Origin of the sequence: Pseudomonas sp. H11T01 (assembly GCF_048515765.1) — a bacterium.
Lineage (GTDB): Bacteria > Pseudomonadota > Gammaproteobacteria > Pseudomonadales > Pseudomonadaceae > Aquipseudomonas.
In genome coordinates, this window is sequence record NZ_JBLYED010000022.1 from 1 (window position 1) to 17,949 (window position 17,949).

18 protein-coding genes, 1 tRNA gene and 1 pseudogene are annotated in these 17,949 nt (G+C 57.9%); 14 read left to right on the forward strand and 6 right to left on the reverse strand.

What is annotated here, in order from left to right; genetic code table 11:
* Nucleotides 1-210: 210 nt before the first annotated feature.
* The 5 genes and pseudogenes from ACN1C3_RS24860 to ACN1C3_RS24880 form a co-directional block, all read right to left on the reverse strand.
* On the reverse strand, nucleotides 211-645 hold the full coding sequence (locus ACN1C3_RS24860; RefSeq protein WP_419118396.1) for a GFA family protein: 435 nt from the start codon (nucleotides 643-645) through the stop codon (nucleotides 211-213).
* 516 nt (nucleotides 646-1,161) lie between these two features.
* Nucleotides 1,162-1,740 (reverse strand): S-(hydroxymethyl)glutathione synthase, encoded by a 579-nt coding sequence (gene gfa / locus ACN1C3_RS24865; RefSeq protein ID WP_419118397.1) that lies wholly within the window; start codon nucleotides 1,738-1,740, stop codon nucleotides 1,162-1,164.
* Between the two features lie 256 nt (nucleotides 1,741-1,996).
* Nucleotides 1,997-2,992, reverse strand: coding sequence for a helicase-related protein (locus ACN1C3_RS24870; RefSeq protein ID WP_419118398.1), 996 nt, complete (start codon nucleotides 2,990-2,992; stop codon nucleotides 1,997-1,999).
* Between the two features lie 383 nt (nucleotides 2,993-3,375).
* Nucleotides 3,376-3,441, reverse strand: a pseudogene (locus tag ACN1C3_RS24875) (hypothetical protein); the annotation flags it as partial.
* Nucleotides 3,442-3,751: 310 nt separating this feature from the next.
* Nucleotides 3,752-3,836: transfer RNA gene (locus ACN1C3_RS24880), tRNA-Leu, on the reverse strand.
* Nucleotides 3,837-3,944: 108 nt separating this feature from the next.
* On the opposite strand from ACN1C3_RS24880, the gene queA reads away from it, so the two are divergent.
* The 6 genes from queA (at nucleotide 3,945) to ACN1C3_RS24910 (ending at nucleotide 10,037) form a co-directional block, all read left to right on the forward strand.
* Nucleotides 3,945-5,009 carry a tRNA preQ1(34) S-adenosylmethionine ribosyltransferase-isomerase QueA gene (queA, locus tag ACN1C3_RS24885; protein ID WP_419118399.1) on the forward strand — a complete coding sequence of 355 codons (1,065 nt, stop codon included), beginning with the start codon at nucleotides 3,945-3,947 and terminating at the stop codon, nucleotides 5,007-5,009.
* Between the two features lie 5 nt (nucleotides 5,010-5,014).
* A complete protein-coding gene (gene tgt / locus ACN1C3_RS24890) occupies nucleotides 5,015-6,130 on the forward strand; it encodes a tRNA guanosine(34) transglycosylase Tgt (protein WP_419118475.1) in 1,116 nt (371 codons plus the stop codon).
* A gap of 43 nt (nucleotides 6,131-6,173) precedes the next feature.
* A complete protein-coding gene (gene yajC / locus ACN1C3_RS24895; protein WP_419118400.1) occupies nucleotides 6,174-6,512 on the forward strand; it encodes a preprotein translocase subunit YajC in 339 nt (112 codons plus the stop codon).
* A 62-nt stretch (nucleotides 6,513-6,574) separates the two neighbouring features.
* Entirely contained in the window at nucleotides 6,575-8,443 is a 1,869-nt protein-coding gene (gene secD / locus ACN1C3_RS24900) for a protein translocase subunit SecD (protein ID WP_419118401.1), read from the forward strand.
* A gap of 9 nt (nucleotides 8,444-8,452) precedes the next feature.
* On the forward strand, nucleotides 8,453-9,367 hold the full coding sequence (secF, locus tag ACN1C3_RS24905) for a protein translocase subunit SecF (RefSeq protein ID WP_419118402.1): 915 nt from the start codon (nucleotides 8,453-8,455) through the stop codon (nucleotides 9,365-9,367).
* 121 nt (nucleotides 9,368-9,488) lie between these two features.
* The gene (locus tag ACN1C3_RS24910; RefSeq protein WP_419118403.1) at nucleotides 9,489-10,037 is read left to right on the forward strand and encodes a glycine zipper 2TM domain-containing protein; all 549 of its coding nucleotides are present in this window, start codon (nucleotides 9,489-9,491) and stop codon (nucleotides 10,035-10,037) included.
* A gap of 136 nt (nucleotides 10,038-10,173) precedes the next feature.
* Here ACN1C3_RS24910 and suhB read toward each other — a convergent pair whose 3' ends face one another.
* Complete coding sequence (gene suhB, locus ACN1C3_RS24915; RefSeq protein ID WP_419118404.1) at nucleotides 10,174-10,989, reverse strand: inositol-phosphate phosphatase; 816 nt, start codon at nucleotides 10,987-10,989, stop codon at nucleotides 10,174-10,176.
* A gap of 145 nt (nucleotides 10,990-11,134) precedes the next feature.
* On the opposite strand from suhB, the gene trmJ reads away from it, so the two are divergent.
* From trmJ to hscA, 8 genes are all read left to right on the forward strand, one after another.
* Nucleotides 11,135-11,905 carry a tRNA (cytosine(32)/uridine(32)-2'-O)-methyltransferase TrmJ gene (trmJ, locus tag ACN1C3_RS24920; protein WP_419118405.1) on the forward strand — a complete coding sequence of 257 codons (771 nt, stop codon included), beginning with the start codon at nucleotides 11,135-11,137 and terminating at the stop codon, nucleotides 11,903-11,905.
* 2 nt (nucleotides 11,906-11,907) lie between these two features.
* Nucleotides 11,908-12,684, forward strand: a complete 777-nt coding sequence (gene cysE / locus ACN1C3_RS24925) for a serine O-acetyltransferase (RefSeq protein WP_419118476.1) — start codon at nucleotides 11,908-11,910, stop codon at nucleotides 12,682-12,684.
* Nucleotides 12,685-12,904: 220 nt separating this feature from the next.
* The gene (gene iscR, locus ACN1C3_RS24930) at nucleotides 12,905-13,396 is read left to right on the forward strand and encodes a Fe-S cluster assembly transcriptional regulator IscR (RefSeq protein WP_419118406.1); all 492 of its coding nucleotides are present in this window, start codon (nucleotides 12,905-12,907) and stop codon (nucleotides 13,394-13,396) included.
* Between the two features lie 50 nt (nucleotides 13,397-13,446).
* A complete protein-coding gene (locus tag ACN1C3_RS24935; RefSeq protein WP_419118407.1) occupies nucleotides 13,447-14,661 on the forward strand; it encodes an IscS subfamily cysteine desulfurase in 1,215 nt (404 codons plus the stop codon).
* A gap of 96 nt (nucleotides 14,662-14,757) precedes the next feature.
* A complete protein-coding gene (gene iscU, locus ACN1C3_RS24940) occupies nucleotides 14,758-15,144 on the forward strand; it encodes a Fe-S cluster assembly scaffold IscU (protein WP_003443374.1) in 387 nt (128 codons plus the stop codon).
* A gap of 34 nt (nucleotides 15,145-15,178) precedes the next feature.
* The gene (gene iscA, locus ACN1C3_RS24945; protein ID WP_145015127.1) at nucleotides 15,179-15,502 is read left to right on the forward strand and encodes an iron-sulfur cluster assembly protein IscA; all 324 of its coding nucleotides are present in this window, start codon (nucleotides 15,179-15,181) and stop codon (nucleotides 15,500-15,502) included.
* 8 nt (nucleotides 15,503-15,510) lie between these two features.
* Entirely contained in the window at nucleotides 15,511-16,032 is a 522-nt protein-coding gene (gene hscB, locus ACN1C3_RS24950) for a co-chaperone HscB (RefSeq protein WP_419118408.1), read from the forward strand.
* 51 nt (nucleotides 16,033-16,083) lie between these two features.
* The gene (hscA, locus tag ACN1C3_RS24955) at nucleotides 16,084-17,946 is read left to right on the forward strand and encodes a Fe-S protein assembly chaperone HscA (RefSeq protein ID WP_419118409.1); all 1,863 of its coding nucleotides are present in this window, start codon (nucleotides 16,084-16,086) and stop codon (nucleotides 17,944-17,946) included.
* Nucleotides 17,947-17,949: the final 3 nt, after the last annotated feature.

Here is a 17,949-nt window from a genome sequence, read left to right on the forward strand (position 1 = left end):
ATCCCGAACTCAGCAGTGAAACGATGCATCGCCGATGGTAGTGTGGGGTTTCCCCATGTGAGAGTAGGTCATCGTCAAGATTAACTTCCGAAACCCCTATCTGCATCTGCAGGTAGGGGTTTTGTTTGTCCTCGAAAAAAGCATTCGGAGACTGGTACGGAGGTTGAATTGCATCTGGTTTCGTGGACATTCCGAACGACCGCTGTTGGATCAATCATTGTCGATCTGGAGTTCATGCAAAAGAAATCCAAGTGAGTCTGGCGCTGCGCTATGGCTTTTCTCCGAGCGTTGTTCATCCCAGGGCATAGAGTCATCGGTGCAGAAATCTCCAACACACTCCATGCTCAGCTCGGCCTCGATAAGTCCCAGTGGAATCCAAAAGTAAGGCGTCTCGCGCAGGGCATTAGGCACAGTCGAGCCACATTGCGAGCAAAAGTCATTTCTATACCCGCTGGGTTTGCGCCAGCTGTTGATTGCTCCTTGCCCTTCTTCCCATCGAAAATCACGGGCCCTTACCAGCGTGGCGAGATTATGGCCGACCCCGGTTTGCTTGCGGCATAGGGTGCAGTGGCAGCGATAAAAAAATCGTGGCTCAACCCCTAGAGAAAAGCGTACAACCCCACAAAGACATTGCCCTGACGTCATGGATATCTCCCTTGAAGAATTATGTGTCAGTGTTTCGTACTAGCTCTAGCATTGATATCGGAAAAGAGGTGGCCTTCATAGTTCGTGCCTCTGATTTCCTAGACACATCCGACTGGCTCCTTTTGGCCGATTCTGTTGTAAAAGTCGGTTTTCTCAAACTGCTCGAATATTGATGGGTAAAAACACATCTTTTGCACGCTGCTACGTAAAATCCGAGTCCGGAAGCCTCTGCTGAAAGCAAGGAGTTCAATCTCAGACGCGTACTTTTCTGTCGTGAGAACCAAGCCGGACTTTTTCAACAGAATCGGCCGTTATCTGCCTGATGTAGATGCAGTTAGCCATAGCGAAAAGGTGGGTTGAGAGAGCCAGGTGGTACAAAATTGGTACGAGCGGAATTGAAAACTGGCGTAACCCGTTGTCTTAATGCCCACAGCCTCCCAGTTAATTATGTGGGGCGCACAACATCAAAGGTGAATCGGAGCCGCGACCGGAAAAGAAACCGCGGCGACCGATCAATCAGGCGGCGGGGAGCAGGCCTTTCTGTTTAGCGACATGAGTCGCCAGTGCGTCCATCAAGTCCGGGGACAGGCAGTCATAGGGTTCCAGGCCGATCGAGCGCAAGCGCTCGCGGATAGCCTTCAATTGCGCTGGCGGTGTGCCGGTTTCGATGATGGAGGACACGAACGCCGCGAATCCCGGCGCAGCCCATCCGCTCTGTGGCGAAAGCTCGGTGTGGACGAAGTCCAGGCCATAAAACGCATGGTCCTTGTTCTCGATGCGCCCAAAGAGATGGGCGTGACACTGCTTGCAGGCGTGGCGCTGGATGGTGGCGGATTCGTCGACAATCGCCAGTTTTTCGCCGTGGGCAATGACGCTGACCTTATCTCGAGGCACTACCGCGATGACGGCGAATGTCGCGTTTTGTGGTTTCCAGCATTTGCTGCAGCCGCACGCGTGGTTATGCAGAGTTTGTGCGTCAATCTTGACCTCGACCTTGTCGGTCGCACACAGGCATTGCAGGGTGCCACCTGTGAAATTCGCGGCGGCGGGTTGGATACCATTGTCCAGTGCAGGGTGAAGTTGCAAGGTGCTCATGCTGGCGTCTCCGTTTCAGGGTGTCAGACAAAAGTGCCTGGGGTCGTGCCCCAGACCGGTAGTTCATCGGAACTCGATGACGGCGCGGATCGATTTGCCTCCATGCATCAGATCGAACCGCGGCGGATTTCGAAAAGGACACAGTGCATAAACGAGTGACCTCCTTCTGCCTGTCACAACTGACCGAAGTCGACCCACAGCGGCCGGTCATTCGTCTACGAAAGTGGGGTAGTTGATATGTCAACGGTCAACCGCGTTAGAGTAGGTCCATGGTGACCATGGAATCAGCTATACGGTAGCCCATCGCTTTGTAACCCGCCTGGCGCTTATCCCACATCCTCAGCAGCGCGATATTACCCCCGTCAACGAAGTCGATCACTCGCACGTCGGCCTTATCGGCATGCGATCGATGCAACCGCCCCGCATATTGCTGAAGGATTCCCTTCCATGAGATGGGCATTGCCAGCACCAGCGTGTCCAACGGCGGGTGATCGAAGCCTTCACCTACTAGTTTTCCTGTTGCCAACAGCACCCGTGGAGCATCAGGGGGAAGGGACTCAAGCTCATGCATACGGGAAATCCGCTGTTTCTTAGGCACTCGCCCATGAAGCGTGAAAAGGTTATGCACGCGCTGCTTCAATTCTAATTCAAGGGCATCCACATGTTCCGTCCGCTCCGTTAGCACTAGAATTTTTCGACCGTGTCCCAGCTCATAGCTGATTTGTAAGCGTGCCTCTCGATCAAGGCGTGGATCGAGGCGCCTGCACTTGCCATCGTTGATGGGCGCTAGGTGATGGGTAATCTGCTCATAGCGTTCGCACGCATAAGCCGCGCGCAGTTCGTGGAAGCCTTTGAGGTTGTGCGTATGGAGGATGTCTCGGGCGGGGCGTATGGCGCTCGGTTGGAAATCGAGGTAGCTCTCGTTCGGTGCCAGCAGGTTGCGGCTACCGTCGGGAGAGACCCGTTCGGCGTACCTGAGCGCTTCGCGAATATGGTCATCCACCGTGATCCAACGAGGCGCGGTTGCGCCGCCGCGGCCACCTTTAGTGCCATCCTGGATTTTTTCATCGTTAAATCCCGGGCCATCCTCCGACCGACACCAGCGCACGAACGCCTGCCAACGATCACTGTGCGCTTTGACGGTCCCATAATGCCCGCCGCCAAACAGATCTTTTAGCGCTTGCGGCCCGGCATAGCTCAGCTGCCGACCATAGCCAAAATTGCGCCCATCCCGTCTACCGACCAACGCCATGATCACATTCCTCTCGAAGCCAAACTCTTAAAACCTTCCCCCACGTCATCCCGCCAAGAATGTTGAGTGTCATCAGGGATCAAGGCCCCTGCGACCTGTGAGGGTTGTCCGCTAACGCGGTACTGGCGGCTCCTTACGGCCAGGAGCTTGGGCATCTCATGATCTGGCCTCCTGAACACTTCCGAAGACGTGGGCGGGGCTGCGAATGGCATAAGGCGTCTATGGAAATCCATGGTTTCTAGAAGATGGTTACGCTGATTTTTAGATTTTTCAAGTGAGGCCCTTCCAAGCAGGGCGGCTTTGCAGCCCTGCTTGGAAGGGCCCGCGTGGAAGGCAAAGCTGTGGAGATTTCACTGGCGTGTTAGCGCTGGAATGCGCCACGCTCATCCAGCAGCCCGTTCATGAGCCTCCTGCAAGGAGATGCTCGGATAGACACCAAGCGACACCCGCGCCGGCCGACCAAGGTACGTATAGCGGAAATGCCAGTACTTGCGCCCTTCGGCTGAACCAAAAGGGCAAGACCCGAACTATCATCCAGTGTGTATTGCTTGTCGGTAGGCTTGGACGCTTTGACTTGCAAGGCGGTGAGGGGCATGGCTGTACACCTCCGGTTCTCGAACTGGAATCTGTACAGAAAATGTACCAAAAAGAGGCTGGCTTGCAAGGGACGGGGATGGAATCCCAGAGACCAAAAAGCCCGCAGTTAGCGGGCTCTAGGGGTGTTGCGTAGACGCTGGTAGTCGTCTATGTACTGCTATATGGTGCCCCGAGGGAGACTCGAACTCCCACTCCTTTCGAAAACGGATTTTGAATCCGCCGCGTCTACCAATTCCGCCATCAGGGCTCAATGGCGGCGAAGTATAGAGATGAGATTACCGTTGGTCAATCACGTTTCGTGGTGAATTTTTACTATTTCCGCTAAACTTTCCGGCCCTGCTAGACGAACCCCATCATGCGCGTTGCTGACTTTACCTTCGAGCTCCCTGATTCCTTGATTGCTCGCCATCCTTTGGCTGAGCGTCGTGGCAGTCGCCTGTTGACCCTGGATGGGGTCAGCGGCGCCCTCGCACACCGTCAATTCACTGATTTGCTTGAGCATTTGCGCCCGGGCGATGTGATGGTGTTCAACAATACCCGGGTGATTCCGGCGCGGCTGTTTGGCCAGAAGGCTTCCGGCGGCAAGCTGGAAATTCTGGTTGAGCGGGTGCTCGACAGCCATCGGGTGCTGGCCCATGTGCGGTCCAGCAAGTCGCCCAAGCCCGGTTCGAAGATCCTTATCGACGGCGGTGGCGAAGCCGAGATGCTGGCGCGCCATGATGCGTTGTTCGAGCTGGGGTTTGCCGAGGAAGTGCTGCCGCTGCTTGATCGCGTCGGGCATATGCCGTTGCCACCTTATATAGACCGCCCGGATGAAGGCTCGGACCGCGAGCGTTATCAGACGGTCTACGCCGAGCGCCTGGGCGCGGTGGCGGCGCCGACGGCGGGGCTGCATTTCGATCAGCCGCTGATGGAGGCGATTGCCGCCAAGGGCGTCGAGACGGCGTTTGTGACCCTGCACGTGGGCGCCGGGACGTTTCAGCCGGTGCGCGTGGAGCGTATCGAAGATCACCACATGCACAAGGAGTGGCTGGAAGTTGGCCAGGATGTGGTGGATGCAGTCGCCGCTTGCCGTGCCCGTGGTGGGCGGGTGATTGCGGTGGGGACCACCAGCGTGCGTTCGCTGGAAAGCGCGGCCCGCGATGGCGTGCTCAAGCCGTTCAGTGGCGACACCGATATCTTTATCTACCCGGGCCGGCCGTTTCATGTGGTCGATGCCCTGGTGACCAACTTCCATTTGCCCGAATCCACATTGTTGATGCTGGTTTCGGCGTTCGCCGGTTATCCCGAAACCATGGCTGCCTATGCAGCGGCCGTCGAGCATGGGTACCGCTTTTTCAGCTACGGTGATGCGATGTTCATCACCCGTAACCCTGCGCCAACTGCCCCCAAGGGTTTGGCCCCTGAGGATCAAGCATGAGTCGTATGTCTTTTGAGTTGCTCGCCACTGATGGCAAGGCTCGTCGTGGTCGTCTGACCTTTCCCCGCGGTACCGTCGAAACCCCTGCGTTCATGCCGGTCGGCACGTACGGCACGGTCAAGGGCATGCTGCCGCGTGATATCACCGCCACGGGCGCTGAAATTATTCTCGGCAACACCTTTCACCTGTGGCTGCGTCCTGGCACTGAAGTGATCAAGAAGCACGGCGACCTGCATGATTTCATGCAGTGGAAAGGCCCGATTCTGACCGACTCCGGCGGTTTTCAGGTGTTCAGCCTGGGCGCGATGCGCAAGATCAAGGAGGAGGGCGTGACCTTCGCCTCGCCGGTCGATGGCGCGAAAGTGTTCATGGGTCCGGAAGAGTCGATGCAGGTTCAGCGCGATCTGGGCTCGGATATCGTGATGATTTTCGACGAATGCACGCCGTACCCGGCCGATGAAGACGTTGCGCGAGTGTCCATGGAGCTGTCGTTGCGCTGGGCTCTGCGTTCGAAGAATGCCCATGGCGACAACACGGCCGCGCTGTTCGGTATCGTTCAGGGCGGCATGCACCAGGACCTGCGCATGCGCTCCCTGGAAGGCCTGGACAAGATCGGCTTCGACGGCCTGGCCATCGGCGGTTTGTCGGTGGGCGAGCCCAAGCACGAGATGATCAAGGTACTGGATTACCTGCCAGGCCTGATGCCGGCTGACAAACCTCGTTACCTTATGGGCGTTGGCAAACCGGAAGATCTGGTTGAGGGTGTGCGCCGCGGTGTGGACATGTTCGATTGCGTGATGCCAACCCGCAATGCCCGCAATGGGCATCTGTTCATTGATACTGGCGTGCTGAAGATTCGCAACGCGTTCCATCGCCATGATGATTCGCCGCTGGATCCGACCTGCGATTGCTATACCTGCCAGAACTTCTCCCGCGCTTATCTGCATCATCTGGACAAGTGCGGCGAAATGCTGGGTAGCATGTTGAATACCATCCACAATTTGCGCCATTACCAGGTGCTTATGGCTGGTTTGCGCGAGTCTATTCAACAGGGTACATTGGCCGCCTTTGTCGATGCCTTCTATGCCAAACGCGGGTTACCTGTTCCGCCTCTGGACTGAGTTTTCTGACCCTAAGATTCAATATTTGCAACTGGAGTGCTAAATGAGCTTTTTGATCCCTGCCGCTTTCGCGGACGCCGCTGCACCTGCCGCTGCTGGCCCTATGGGCGGTGGTTTTGAATGGATTTTCCTGGTCGGCTTCCTGGTCATTTTCTACCTGATGATCTGGCGTCCACAGGCCAAGCGCGCCAAAGAGCAGAAGAACCTGCTGGGCAACTTGCAAAAAGGTGACGAAGTTGTGACCTCCGGTGGTATCGCCGGCAAGATCACTAAAGTGGCCGACGATTTCGTGGTTCTTGAAGTTTCCGACTCGGTAGAGTTGAAGTTCCAGAAAGGCGCCATCGCCGCCACGCTGCCAAAAGGCACGCTGAAAGCGATCTAAGTTCCAACTTCTACCAATCGACGGGGCGCGCAAGGCGCCCCGCGTCATAAGCGGGCGGCGTGATGCTGAACAAATACCCTCTGTGGAAATACGTATTGATCCTGGCGGTGCTGGCGATCGGTATTATTTATTCCGCTCCCAATTTATATCCTGACGATCCGGCTATTCAGATCAGTGGCGCCAGTACCGCGCTGCAGGTCAATCAGGCCGATCTGGATCGTGTGAGCAAAGCGCTTACCGATGCCGGGATCGCGGTAAAGGCTTCCGCTGTGTCGGCGAACGGCAAGGGCGGTCTGGTGCGTCTGACCAAGCAGGAAGATCAACTTCCAGCCAAAGACGTTGTGCGCAAGGCGTTGGGTGATGACTATGTCGTCGCACTGAACCTGGCACAGACCACGCCACAATGGCTGCGCAGCCTTGGCGCGCACCCGATGAAGCTGGGTCTGGACTTGTCCGGTGGTGTGCACTTCCTGCTGGAAGTGGACATGGATAAAGCCCTTGATGCACGCCTGAAAGTCTATGAAGGCGACGTCAAGAGCCTGTTGCGTAAAGAGCGCGTGCGCTATCGCAGCCTGCCGCAACTGGGCGGTGCCATTCAGCTGGGCTTCAGTGATGAAGCGTCCCGCGAACAGGCCCGTGCACTGATCCGCAAGAGCTTCAACGATTTCGACGTGACTCCGGCCGACCTCAATGGCCAGGCAGTGCTGCGTCTGGCGATGACCCCGGCCAAGCTGGCGGAAATCCGTGAATACTCCATCAAGCAGAACTTGACCACGGTACGTAACCGCGTCAACGAGCTGGGTGTTGCCGAACCTATCGTTCAGCGTCAGGGTGCCAACCGTATCGTGGTTGAGCTGCCGGGCGTGCAGGACACCGCTGAAGCCAAGCGGATCCTCGGCAAGACTGCCAACCTTGAATTCCGTCTGGCTGCAGAGCCAGGTGCTTCGAAAGCCACTTCCGAGACTTTCGAGTTCCGTGAAGGCAAGCGTCCGCCTGCGCAAATCGAACGTGGTCTGATCATCACTGGTGACCAGGTCACTGACGCCAAGGCTGGTTTCGGTGAGCACGGTACTCCAGAAGTGAATATCCGTCTCGACGGTCACGGCGGCGAACTGATGAGTCGTGCGACTCGCTCCAACGTCGGTCGCAGCATGGCGGTGATCTTCATTGAGCAGCGGCCTGTCACCACTTACGTCAAGCAAATGGTCAACGGTGTCGAGAAAGACGTGCCGGTCCAGACCTTCAAGGAAGAGAAGAAGATCATCAGCCTGGCGACCATTCAGTCGCCGCTGGGTGCTCAGTTCCGCATTACTGGCCTGAACGGTCAGGGCGAGTCTTCCGAGCTGGCCCTGCTGCTGCGTGCTGGTGGTTTGGCGGCGCCGATGTACTTCGCTGAAGAGCGGACCATTGGTCCGAGCCTGGGTGCTGACAACATCACCAAGGGTATCAATGCATCCTTGTGGGGCATGTTGTTCGTTTCGCTGTTCATCATGGCTATCTACCGCTTCTTCGGCATCATTGCCACGGTCGCGCTGGCAGTGAACATGGTGCTGCTGCTGGCCTTGATGTCCTTGTTGGGTGCGACGCTGACCTTGCCAGGTATCGCCGGTATCGTTTTGACCATGGGTATGGCGGTCGACGCCAACGTGCTGATCTTCTCGCGGATACGTGAAGAGATCGCTGCCGGCATGACTGTGCAACGAGCAATCAACGAAGGCTTCGGCCGGGCATTCACCGCGATTCTCGACGCCAACCTGACCACTCTGTTGGTCGGCGGGATTCTCTTTGCCATGGGCACAGGCCCCGTCAAAGGCTTTGCGGTGACCATGTCCCTCGGGATCTTTACCTCGATGTTCACGGCCATCATGGTGACCCGCGCGATGGTCAACCTGATCTTCGGCGGTCGTGACTTCAAGAAGTTGTGGATTTAAGGGGCTGCCATGTTACGTACAATCAACTTCATGGGCGTTCGCAACGTTGCGTTCGGCGTCACATTGCTCCTTACGGCTCTTGCGTTGTTCAGCTGGTTCCATAAGGGCCTCAACTACGGTCTGGACTTCACCGGCGGTACGCTCATCGAGCTGACCTACGAGCGTCCGGCCGATGTCACCAAGGTTCGTACCCAGTTGACAGAAGCCGGGTACCACGAAGCTATCGTTCAGAGCTTCGGTGCGACCACCGACCTGTTGGTGCGCATGCCAGGTGAGGACCCGCAACTGGGTCACCAGGTGGCTGAAGCGCTGCAGAAGGTTGGCGGGGATAACCCGGCCGTGGTCAAGCGCGTCGAGTTCGTCGGTCCGCAGGTGGGTGAGGAACTGCGCGACCAGGGCGGCCTCGGCATGCTGATGGCGCTGGGCGGTATCATGATCTACCTGGCGTTCCGCTTTCAGTGGAAATTCGCGGTCGGTGCCATTGTCTCGCTGATCCACGACGTGGTCGTGACCCTGGGTATCCTGTCGTTCTTCCAGATCACCTTCGACCTGACGGTGCTGGCGGCGGTGCTGGCGATCATCGGTTACTCGCTGAACGACACTATCGTGGTATTCGACCGGGTTCGTGAGAACTTCCGGGTGCTGCGCAAGGCCAGCCTGATCGAGAACATCAACATTTCGACCACGCAAACCCTGCTGCGGACCATGGCGACCTCGATTTCCACCTTGCTGGCGATCGCGGCGCTGCTGTTCTTTGGTGGCGATAACTTGTTCGGCTTCTCCATCGCGCTGTTTGTCGGTGTTCTGGCGGGTACCTACTCGTCGATCTACATCGCCAACGTGGTGTTGATCTGGCTGAACCTGAGCACTGAGGATCTGATTCCTTCGGTCAACACTGAAAAGGAAGTCGACGACCGCCCATAACGGCAATCGTCCCTCCCGGTTTCAGCCAAAAGGCGCGAGTATTGAACTCGCGCCTTTTTTTGTGCTCCAAGGCTGGGAGAAGCGCGGGCATGTCCCGCATGTGATAGTCAGGAGGTTCATGATGAACAAGTCGATGCTGGTGGGTGCGGTACTGGGTGCTGTCGGTGTAACTGCCGGGGGTGCCGTAGCCACCTATAAGCTGGTTAATAGCGGCCCTGAGTATGCGCAAGTGCTGGCAGTTGAGCCGGTCAAAACACAGATCAAAACACCGCGTGAGGTCTGCAAGGACGTCACCGTGACCCGGCAGGCGCCGGTGAAGGATCAGCACCAGATTATGGGTACGGTGATCGGTGCTGTCGGCGGTGGTTTGTTGGGCAACATGGTGGGTGGCGGTAATGGCAAGAAGCTCGCCACCGTTGCGGGCGCAGTTGGCGGCGGTTACGCCGGCAACAAGGTCCAGGAAAACATGCAGAACAAGGACACGTACACCACGACTCAGACCCGCTGCAATACGGTCAATGACATCAGCGACAAGGTCGTGGGTTATGACGTGAGGTATTCGTTGAATGGCAAGGAAGGCAAAGTGCGCATGGATCGTGATCCAGGCAACCAGATTCCGGTCAATAAAGACGGCCAGCTGATTCTGGGTCAGAACCAACCAGCTCAATAACGCTGAAGATCCAATTGTAGGAGCGTCGACCGGCTGCTCCTGCAGTGATTGTGGTTTGCAGGGAGATCGAGTTCAGCGCTCAAATCCCGCCCATAAAAAAAGCACCTAAAGAGGTGCTTTTTTTTGTGCCTGAAACTTAGCGTTTCAGCGAAGCAGGCAGGTGCGGTTGGATGGCCGTCAGTACTGCTTTGAAGCATTTGGTGTTGCCGGCAACAACGTGGCCTTTTTCAAGGAAGTCGTGACCGCCGGTGAAGTCGCTCACCAGGCCGCCAGCTTCCTGGATCAGCAGGGCGCCTGCAGCCATGTCCCACTCGGACAGGCCCGACTCCCAGAAGGCGTCGTAGCGACCGGCGGCAACGTAGGCCAGGTCGAGGCTGGCGGCACCAGCGCGGCGGATGCCGGCGGTCTGGCCAACCAGGCTGCGGAACATGCCCAGGTAGTTGTCGAGGTTGTCCATCTGATCATCGCGGAACGGGAAGCCCGTGCCGAGCAGGGCGCCTTCAAGGCTGGTGCGACCACTGACACGCAGGCGACGACCGTTGAGCTGAGCGCCGCGACCACGGCTGGCGGTGAATTCTTCCTGGCGAACCGGGTCCAGAACCACAGCGTGTTCCAGGCGTCCGCGGTATTTGCAGGCGATGCTGACAGCGAAGTGTGGAACGCCGCGCAGGAAGTTGGTGGTGCCGTCCAGTGGGTCAATGATCCACAGGTATTCTTCACCTTCGCCGCTGCCCGGGTGCATGCCGGTTTCTTCGCCGAGGATGGCGTGAGTCGGGTAGGCCTTGCGCAACGCGTCGATGATCTTTTGCTCGGCGGCACGATCAATTTCGGACACGTAGTCCTTGGCGTCTTTTTCGTCGACCTTAATGGTATCCAGGCGCTCGATGGAGCGGAAAATCAATTCACTGGCGCTGCGGGCGGCGCGCAGCGCGATATTCAGCATGGGCTGCATGGATGTGTCACCTAAGGTTGTTAAAGAAAGCCGAGCATTCTATCAGAAACTTTCTACAGATGAAGGTCGACGTTCGCTTTCATAGCTTAACGCCAGGATGGTCTGTAAGATTTGCTCCCCTTTCCTGTGTCCGAGAGCGCCTCCCTTGCTGCAAAACATTCGTGTCGTCCTGGTCAATACCAGCCATCCCGGGAACATCGGCGGGGCTGCGCGTGCCATGAAGAACATGGGGCTGACGCGGCTGGTGCTGGTCGAGCCGCGGCTTTTCCCGCACCACGAGGCCGACGCACGGGCCTCGGGTGCTGGGGATATCCTTGAAAATGCGCAAGTCGTCGCCACTTTGGAAGATGCCCTGGTCGGCTGCAATCTGGTGTTGGGCACCAGCGCTCGTGACCGTCGCATCCCGTGGCCACTGCTCGACCCCCGTGAGTGCGGGGTGAAGGTGGTCGAGGAGGCCGAGCAAGGTGCCGAGATTGCCTTGGTGTTTGGTCGTGAAGATTCCGGCCTGACCAACGAAGAGCTGCAACGATGTCATTATCACGTGCATATCCCATCCGACCCTGAGTTCAGCTCGCTGAACCTGGGGGCGGCGGTGCAGGTGCTGAGTTATGAAGTGCGCATGTCCTGGTTGGCGGCTCAAGGCCAGCCAAGCAAGGTTGAGAAGGATGAAGTGGCGTCCACCAAGAGTGGTGAGCTGGCGACCATGGATGAGCTAGAGCGATTCTATGAGCACCTGGAGCAGACCCTGGTGGCCATCGAGTTCCTCGATCCTGAAAAACCACGGCACTTGATGGCGCGCCTGCGCCGGTTGTACGGACGCAGCTCGGTCAGCCGGGCCGAAATGAATATTTTGCGTGGCATCCTCACGGAAACCCAGAAAGCGGCCCGTGGCGAGCTTCTTAAACGGAAGGATTAATGATGTTCGAGCGTTTGCGTGAAGATATTCAGAGTGTTTTCCATCGTGATCCGGCGGCGCGTAACGCTTTTGAGGTGCTGACCTGCTATCCCGGTCTGCATGCCATCTGGATCCATCGTCTGGCTTCGGCTTTGTGGGGGATGGGCTGGAAGTGGCTGGCGCGGGTGGTGTCGAACTTCGGTCGCTGGTTGACCGGAATCGAGATTCATCCGGGGGCCAGGGTCGGTCGGCGCTTCTTTATTGATCACGGCATGGGCATTGTGATTGGTGAAACCGCCGAGATCGGCGATGACGTCACGCTTTACCAGGGGGTGACCCTCGGCGGTACCAGTTGGAACAAAGGCAAGCGCCATCCGACGCTGGAAGACGGCGTAGTGGTAGGGGCGGGCGCCAAGGTGTTGGGCCCGTTCACGGTCGGTGCCGGGGCGAAGGTCGGTTCCAATGCGGTGGTGACCAAGGCTGTGCCGGCGGGTGCGACGGTGGTCGGCATTCCGGGGCGGATCATCATGAAGTCCGACGACGAGCTGGAAGCCAGGCGCAAAGCGATGGCGGAAAAAATCGGCTTCGATGCCTACGGTGTCGGCGAAGACATGCCAGATCCGATCGCGAGGGCCATTGGTCAGTTGCTCGATCACCTGCAGGCAGTGGATGGTCGTCTCGAAGGCATGTGCGGTGCGCTCAAGGATCTGGGCAGTAATTACTGCGCCAAGGACCTGCCCGAACTGCGCGAAGAAGACTTTGCCTGTGTAAAAGGCAAGGATGAGAGTCAGGTCGGCTAACGTCCATCGATGCTTTTTGTAGCGGCTGGCGCAGTCTGCGTTCGGCTGCTGCAGAGTCCTGCTGGGGTGGAACCAGGGCGTGCCATTGCCCCGCAGACCCTGCTATCATTCGCGCGCTCTTTCGCTGGTAAACCCGAGTAAAACGCTAGGTCTTATAGTTGACTTAAATACTCGGGAATTGCATACTCGCCCCCATTCCGAAACTCCGTGGTACTTGTCCATGAGACTGACTACAAAAGGCCGATACGCCGTAACTGCCATGCTTGACTTGGCGTTGCACGCGCAAAACGGGCCGGTGTCCCTGGCTGATATCTCTGAGCGCCAAGGCATCTCCCTGTCCTATCTCGAACAGCTTTTCGCCAAATTGCGCCGCAGCAATCTGGTGTCCAGTGTCCGTGGTCCCGGTGGTGGCTATCAGCTATCGCGTGACATGCAGGGGATCCAGGTCGCCCAGGTGATCGATGCGGTGAATGAGTCGGTCGATGCAACTCGTTGCCAGGGGCTTGGTGACTGCCATGCCGGTGACACTTGCCTGACCCACCACTTGTGGTGCGATCTCAGCCTGCAGATCCATGAATTTCTGAGCGGTATCAGCTTGGCTGACCTTGTGACTCGCCGTGAGGTGCAAGAAGTAGCCCAGCGTCAGGACCTGCGCCGCAGTAATAGCAAGGCGCCGCGTCTGGATAAGATTGAAGCGTCCGCCGTCGAATGACTGCCATAGAGCTAGCGGCACGCCAGCCAGCCTGATTTAGGAGATAGTCCATGAAATTGCCGATTTACCTTGATTACTCTGCGACCACCCCGGTTGATCCGCGTGTCGCGCAAAAGATGAGTGAATGCCTGCTGGTCGACGGAAACTTCGGTAACCCGGCGTCCCGTTCTCACGTGTTTGGCTGGAAAGCCGAAGAATCCGTGGAAAACGCTCGCCGTCAGGTCGCTGACCTGGTCAACGCCGACCCGCGTGAAATCGTCTGGACCTCCGGTGCCACCGAGTCCGACAACCTGGCAATCAAGGGTGTCGCGCATTTCTATGCCACTAAAGGCAAGCACCTGATCACCACCAAGATCGAACACAAGGCTGTCCTCGACACCATGCGCCAACTGGAGCGTGAAGGTTTCGAAGTCACCTACCTCGAGCCTCGTGAAGATGGTCTGGTTACGCCTGAAATGATCGAAGCTGCACTGCGTGAGGACACCATTCTGGTGTCGGTCATGCACGTGAACAACGAAATCGGCACCATCAACGACATCGCGGCCATCGGCGAACTGACCCGTTCCAAAGGGATCCTGTTCCACGTCGACGCCGCACAGTCCACCGGCAAGGTCGAGATCGACCTGTCGAAGCTGAAAGTCGACCTGATGTCCTTCTCTGCCCACAAAACCTACGGCCCTAAAGGCATCGGCGCACTGTACGTGAGCCGCAAGCCGCGTGTTCGCATCGAAGCGACCATGCACGGCGGCGGTCACGAGCGTGGCATGCGCTCCGGCACTCTGGCGACTCACCAGATCGTTGGCATGGGCGAAGCGTTCCGTGTAGCCAAGGAAGACATGGTTGCCGAAAACGTACGAATCAAAGCCCTGAGCGACCGTTTCTTCAAGCAGGTCGAAGAGCTGGAAGAGCTGTACATCAATGGCAGCATGACTTCCCGCGTACCGCACAACCTGAACCTGAGCTTCAACTACGTTGAAGGCGAGTCGCTGATCATGGCGCTCAAGGATCTGGCGGTTTCCTCGGGTTCGGCCTGCACCTCGGCTTCCCTGGAGCCTTCGTACGTTCTGCGCGCCCTGGGCCGCAACGACGAACTGGCGCACAGCTCGATCCGTTTCACCTTCGGCCGTTTCACCACCGAAGAAGAAATCGACTACGCCGCGAAGAAAGTGTGCGAGGCCGTTACCAAGCTGCGCGCTCTGTCGCCGCTGTGGGATATGTACAAAGATGGCGTCGACATTTCGAAAATCGAGTGGGCGGCACACTGAATTTAAGTCGCCGCAAACGGGCCCTGTAAAACCTATCGAATACCGAGGGTTATAGGGCCTCAAGAGCGACTCTCTGATGAGTGAGGATTAAGAATCATGGCTTACAGCGAAAAGGTCATCGACCACTACGAAAACCCGCGCAATGTCGGCAAGATGGATGCGGAAGATCCTGATGTCGGCACCGGCATGGTCGGCGCTCCAGCATGCGGCGATGTAATGCGCCTGCAGATCAAGGTCAACGAACAAGGCATCATCGAAGACGCCAAATTCAAGACTTATGGTTGCGGTTCGGCCATCGCCTCCAGCTCCCTGGCGACCGAGTGGATGAAAGGCAAGACTCTGGATGAAGCAGAGACCATCAAGAACACTCAGCTGGCTGAAGAACTGGCCTTGCCGCCGGTAAAAATTCACTGCTCGGTACTCGCTGAAGACGCTATCAAAGCGGCCGTTCGCGATTACAAGCAGAAGAAAGGCTTGATCTGACTTTCAAGATTTGGCGACGAGTAAGGAGTCACCGATGGCTATCAGCATGACAGAAGCGGCTGCTCAACACGTGCGACGCTCCCTCAATGGGCGCGGCAAAGGTGAAGGAATTCGTCTGGGTGTTCGCACCACAGGCTGTTCCGGTCTTGCCTACGTGCTGGAGTTTGTCGACGAGGTGGTTGCAGACGATCAGGTGTTCGAAAGTCACGGCGAGAAAGTGATCATCGATCCGAAAAGCCTGGCGTACCTGGACGGCACTGAGCTCGATTTCGTCAAGGAAGGGTTGAACGAAGGCTTCAAGTTCAACAACCCCAACGTGCGCGGTGAATGTGGCTGCGGCGAAAGCTTCAACATCTGAGGCTGGTCGTGGGTACTCCTTGTCATTTCGCTTTATTTGAACTGCGGCCGGGTTTCCGTCTGGATCTCGAGCAGTTGGCTACGCGCTACCGAGAGTTGGCGCGCGGCGTTCATCCAGACCGCTTTGCTGACGCTTCCGAGCGCGAGCAGCGGCTGGCGCTAGAGCAATCCGCGAGCCTCAACGAGGCCTACCAGACGCTCAAAAATCCCCCCAAGCGCGCACGATACCTGCTCGCCATGGGCGGTCGCGAGCTGCCGCTGGAGGTCACGGTGCATGATCCGGAGTTTCTTCTGCAGCAGATGGAGTTGCGTGAAGAGCTCGAAGACCTGCAAGACAGTTCCGACCTGGCCGGCGTTGCCGTGTTCAAGCGCCGCTTGAAGGTCGCGCAGGATGAACTGAACGAAAGCTTCGCAGCCTGTTGGGATGATGCAGCGCAACGTGAACAGGCCGAACGCCTGATGCGACGCATGCAGTTCCTCGACAAGCTCACCTACGAAGTGCGCCAGTTAGAAGAGCGCCTCGACGATTAACCCAGTGCCGCTCCGGTCGCACGCCTGATATACAGATAAGTCCTGATAACGATGGCCCTACTGCAGATCGCCGAACCCGGCCAAAGTCCTCAACCGCACCAGCGTCGTCTGGCTGTGGGGATCGACTTGGGCACTACCAATTCGCTGGTCGCTGCATTGCGCAGTGGTCTTTCCGAGCCTCTGGCCGACGCAGAAGGGCGGGTCATCCTGCCGTCTGCCGTGCGCTATCACGCGGATCGCGTCGAAGTTGGCGAGTCGGCCAAGCTGGCCGCCGCTACCGATCCTTTGAACACCGTGCTGTCGGTCAAGCGCTTGATGGGTCGTGGTCTGTCCGACGTCAAGCAATTGGGCGATCAACTGCCCTACCGCTTTGTCGGCGGCGAGTCGCACATGCCGTTCATCGATACGATCCAGGGCCCAAAAAGCCCGGTCGAAGTCTCCGCCGATATCCTTAAGGTGCTTCGTCAGCGCGCCGAGGCAACTCTGGGTGGCGAACTGGTAGGCGCGGTGATCACGGTTCCGGCCTATTTTGATGATGCTCAGCGTCAAGCTACCAAAGATGCGGCCAAACTGGCCGGTCTGAATGTGCTGCGTTTGCTCAATGAGCCAACCGCCGCCGCTGTGGCTTACGGTCTGGATCAACACGCCGAAGGCCTGGTCGCCATTTACGACCTGGGCGGCGGCACTTTCGACATTTCGATTCTGCGCCTGACTGGCGGTGTGTTCGAAGTCCTGGCTACCGGTGGCGACAGCGCCCTGGGCGGCGATGACTTCGACCACGCTATCGCGGGCTGGATCATTGAGAGCGCCGGTCTGTCCGCCGACCTCGATCCGGGTGCGCAACGTAATCTGCTGCAAAACGCTTGCGCGGCTAAAGAAGCGCTGACGAATGCCGCGACCGTTGAAGTCGCTTACGGCGACTGGAAAGCTCAGCTGACCCGTGAAGCCTTTGATGCACTGATCGAGCCGATGGTTGCTCGCAGCCTGAAAGCTTGCCGTCGCGCCGTGCGTGACTCCGGCATCGAGCTGGAAGAAGTCCATGCAGTGGTCATGGTTGGCGGCTCGACGCGCGTGCCTCGCGTGCGCGAAGCCGTTGCCGAAGCCTTTGGTCGCGAACCGCTGACCGAAATCGATCCGGATCAAGTGGTGGCCATCGGTGCTGCGATTCAGGCCGATACCCTGGCGGGTAACAAACGCGATGGCGGCGAGTTGCTGTTGCTTGACGTGATTCCGCTGTCTCTGGGGCTGGAAACCATGGGCGGCCTGATGGAGAAGGTGATTCCGCGCAATACCACCATCCCCGTCGCCCGCGCCCAGGACTTTACCACTTATAAAGATGGCCAGTCGGCCATGGCGATCCACGTGTTGCAGGGCGAGCGCGAACTGATCAGCGACTGCCGTTCCCTGGCACGCTTCGAACTGCGCGGTATTCCGGCGATGGTGGCCGGCGCGGCGAAGATTCGCGTGACCTTCCAGGTCGATGCCGATGGTCTGCTCAGTGTCTCGGCCCGCGAATTGGGTTCGGGCGTTGAAGCCAGCATCCAGGTCAAACCGTCCTACGGCCTGACCGACGGCGAAATTGCCAAGATGCTCAAGGATTCGTTCCAGCATGCCAACGACGACAAGGTCGCCCGGGTGCTGCGTGAACAGCAGGTCGATGCCCAGCGTCTGATCGAGGCGGTGCAGGGCGCCCTCGATGTCGACGGTGAACGCCTGCTCGACGCCGAAGAGCGCATGGTCATCGAATTGCAGATGCAGGAACTGACCGAATTGATGAAAGGCACCGATGGTTACGCCATCGAGCAGCAGACCAAGCGTCTGTCGCAAGTGACCGATGCCTTTGCAGCCCGCCGCCTGGACTCGACGGTGAAAGCCGCTCTGGCGGGGCGCAACCTGAATGAAATCGAGGAATAACTG

What these genes read in the sequence shown, in the direction of transcription:
- suhB (WP_419118404.1), bottom strand. Translation starts at nt 10,989, where the DNA reads ATGCAGCCCATGCTGAATATCGCGCTGCGCGCCGCCCGCAGCGCCAGT.
- iscR (WP_419118406.1), top strand. Translation starts at nt 12,905, where the DNA reads ATGAGACTGACTACAAAAGGCCGATACGCCGTAACTGCCATGCTTGAC.
- secD (WP_419118401.1), top strand. Translation starts at nt 6,575, where the DNA reads ATGCTGAACAAATACCCTCTGTGGAAATACGTATTGATCCTGGCGGTG.
- iscA (WP_145015127.1), top strand. Translation starts at nt 15,179, where the DNA reads ATGGCTATCAGCATGACAGAAGCGGCTGCTCAACACGTGCGACGCTCC.
- tgt (WP_419118475.1), top strand. Translation starts at nt 5,015, where the DNA reads ATGTCTTTTGAGTTGCTCGCCACTGATGGCAAGGCTCGTCGTGGTCGT.
- gfa (WP_419118397.1), bottom strand. Translation starts at nt 1,740, where the DNA reads ATGAGCACCTTGCAACTTCACCCTGCACTGGACAATGGTATCCAACCC.
- yajC (WP_419118400.1), top strand. Translation starts at nt 6,174, where the DNA reads ATGAGCTTTTTGATCCCTGCCGCTTTCGCGGACGCCGCTGCACCTGCC.
- ACN1C3_RS24935 (WP_419118407.1), top strand. Translation starts at nt 13,447, where the DNA reads ATGAAATTGCCGATTTACCTTGATTACTCTGCGACCACCCCGGTTGAT.
- iscU (WP_003443374.1), top strand. Translation starts at nt 14,758, where the DNA reads ATGGCTTACAGCGAAAAGGTCATCGACCACTACGAAAACCCGCGCAAT.
- cysE (WP_419118476.1), top strand. Translation starts at nt 11,908, where the DNA reads ATGTTCGAGCGTTTGCGTGAAGATATTCAGAGTGTTTTCCATCGTGAT.
- ACN1C3_RS24910 (WP_419118403.1), top strand. Translation starts at nt 9,489, where the DNA reads ATGAACAAGTCGATGCTGGTGGGTGCGGTACTGGGTGCTGTCGGTGTA.
- ACN1C3_RS24860 (WP_419118396.1), bottom strand. Translation starts at nt 645, where the DNA reads ATGACGTCAGGGCAATGTCTTTGTGGGGTTGTACGCTTTTCTCTAGGG.
- secF (WP_419118402.1), top strand. Translation starts at nt 8,453, where the DNA reads ATGTTACGTACAATCAACTTCATGGGCGTTCGCAACGTTGCGTTCGGC.
- hscA (WP_419118409.1), top strand. Translation starts at nt 16,084, where the DNA reads ATGGCCCTACTGCAGATCGCCGAACCCGGCCAAAGTCCTCAACCGCAC.
- queA (WP_419118399.1), top strand. Translation starts at nt 3,945, where the DNA reads ATGCGCGTTGCTGACTTTACCTTCGAGCTCCCTGATTCCTTGATTGCT.
- ACN1C3_RS24870 (WP_419118398.1), bottom strand. Translation starts at nt 2,992, where the DNA reads ATGGCGTTGGTCGGTAGACGGGATGGGCGCAATTTTGGCTATGGTCGG.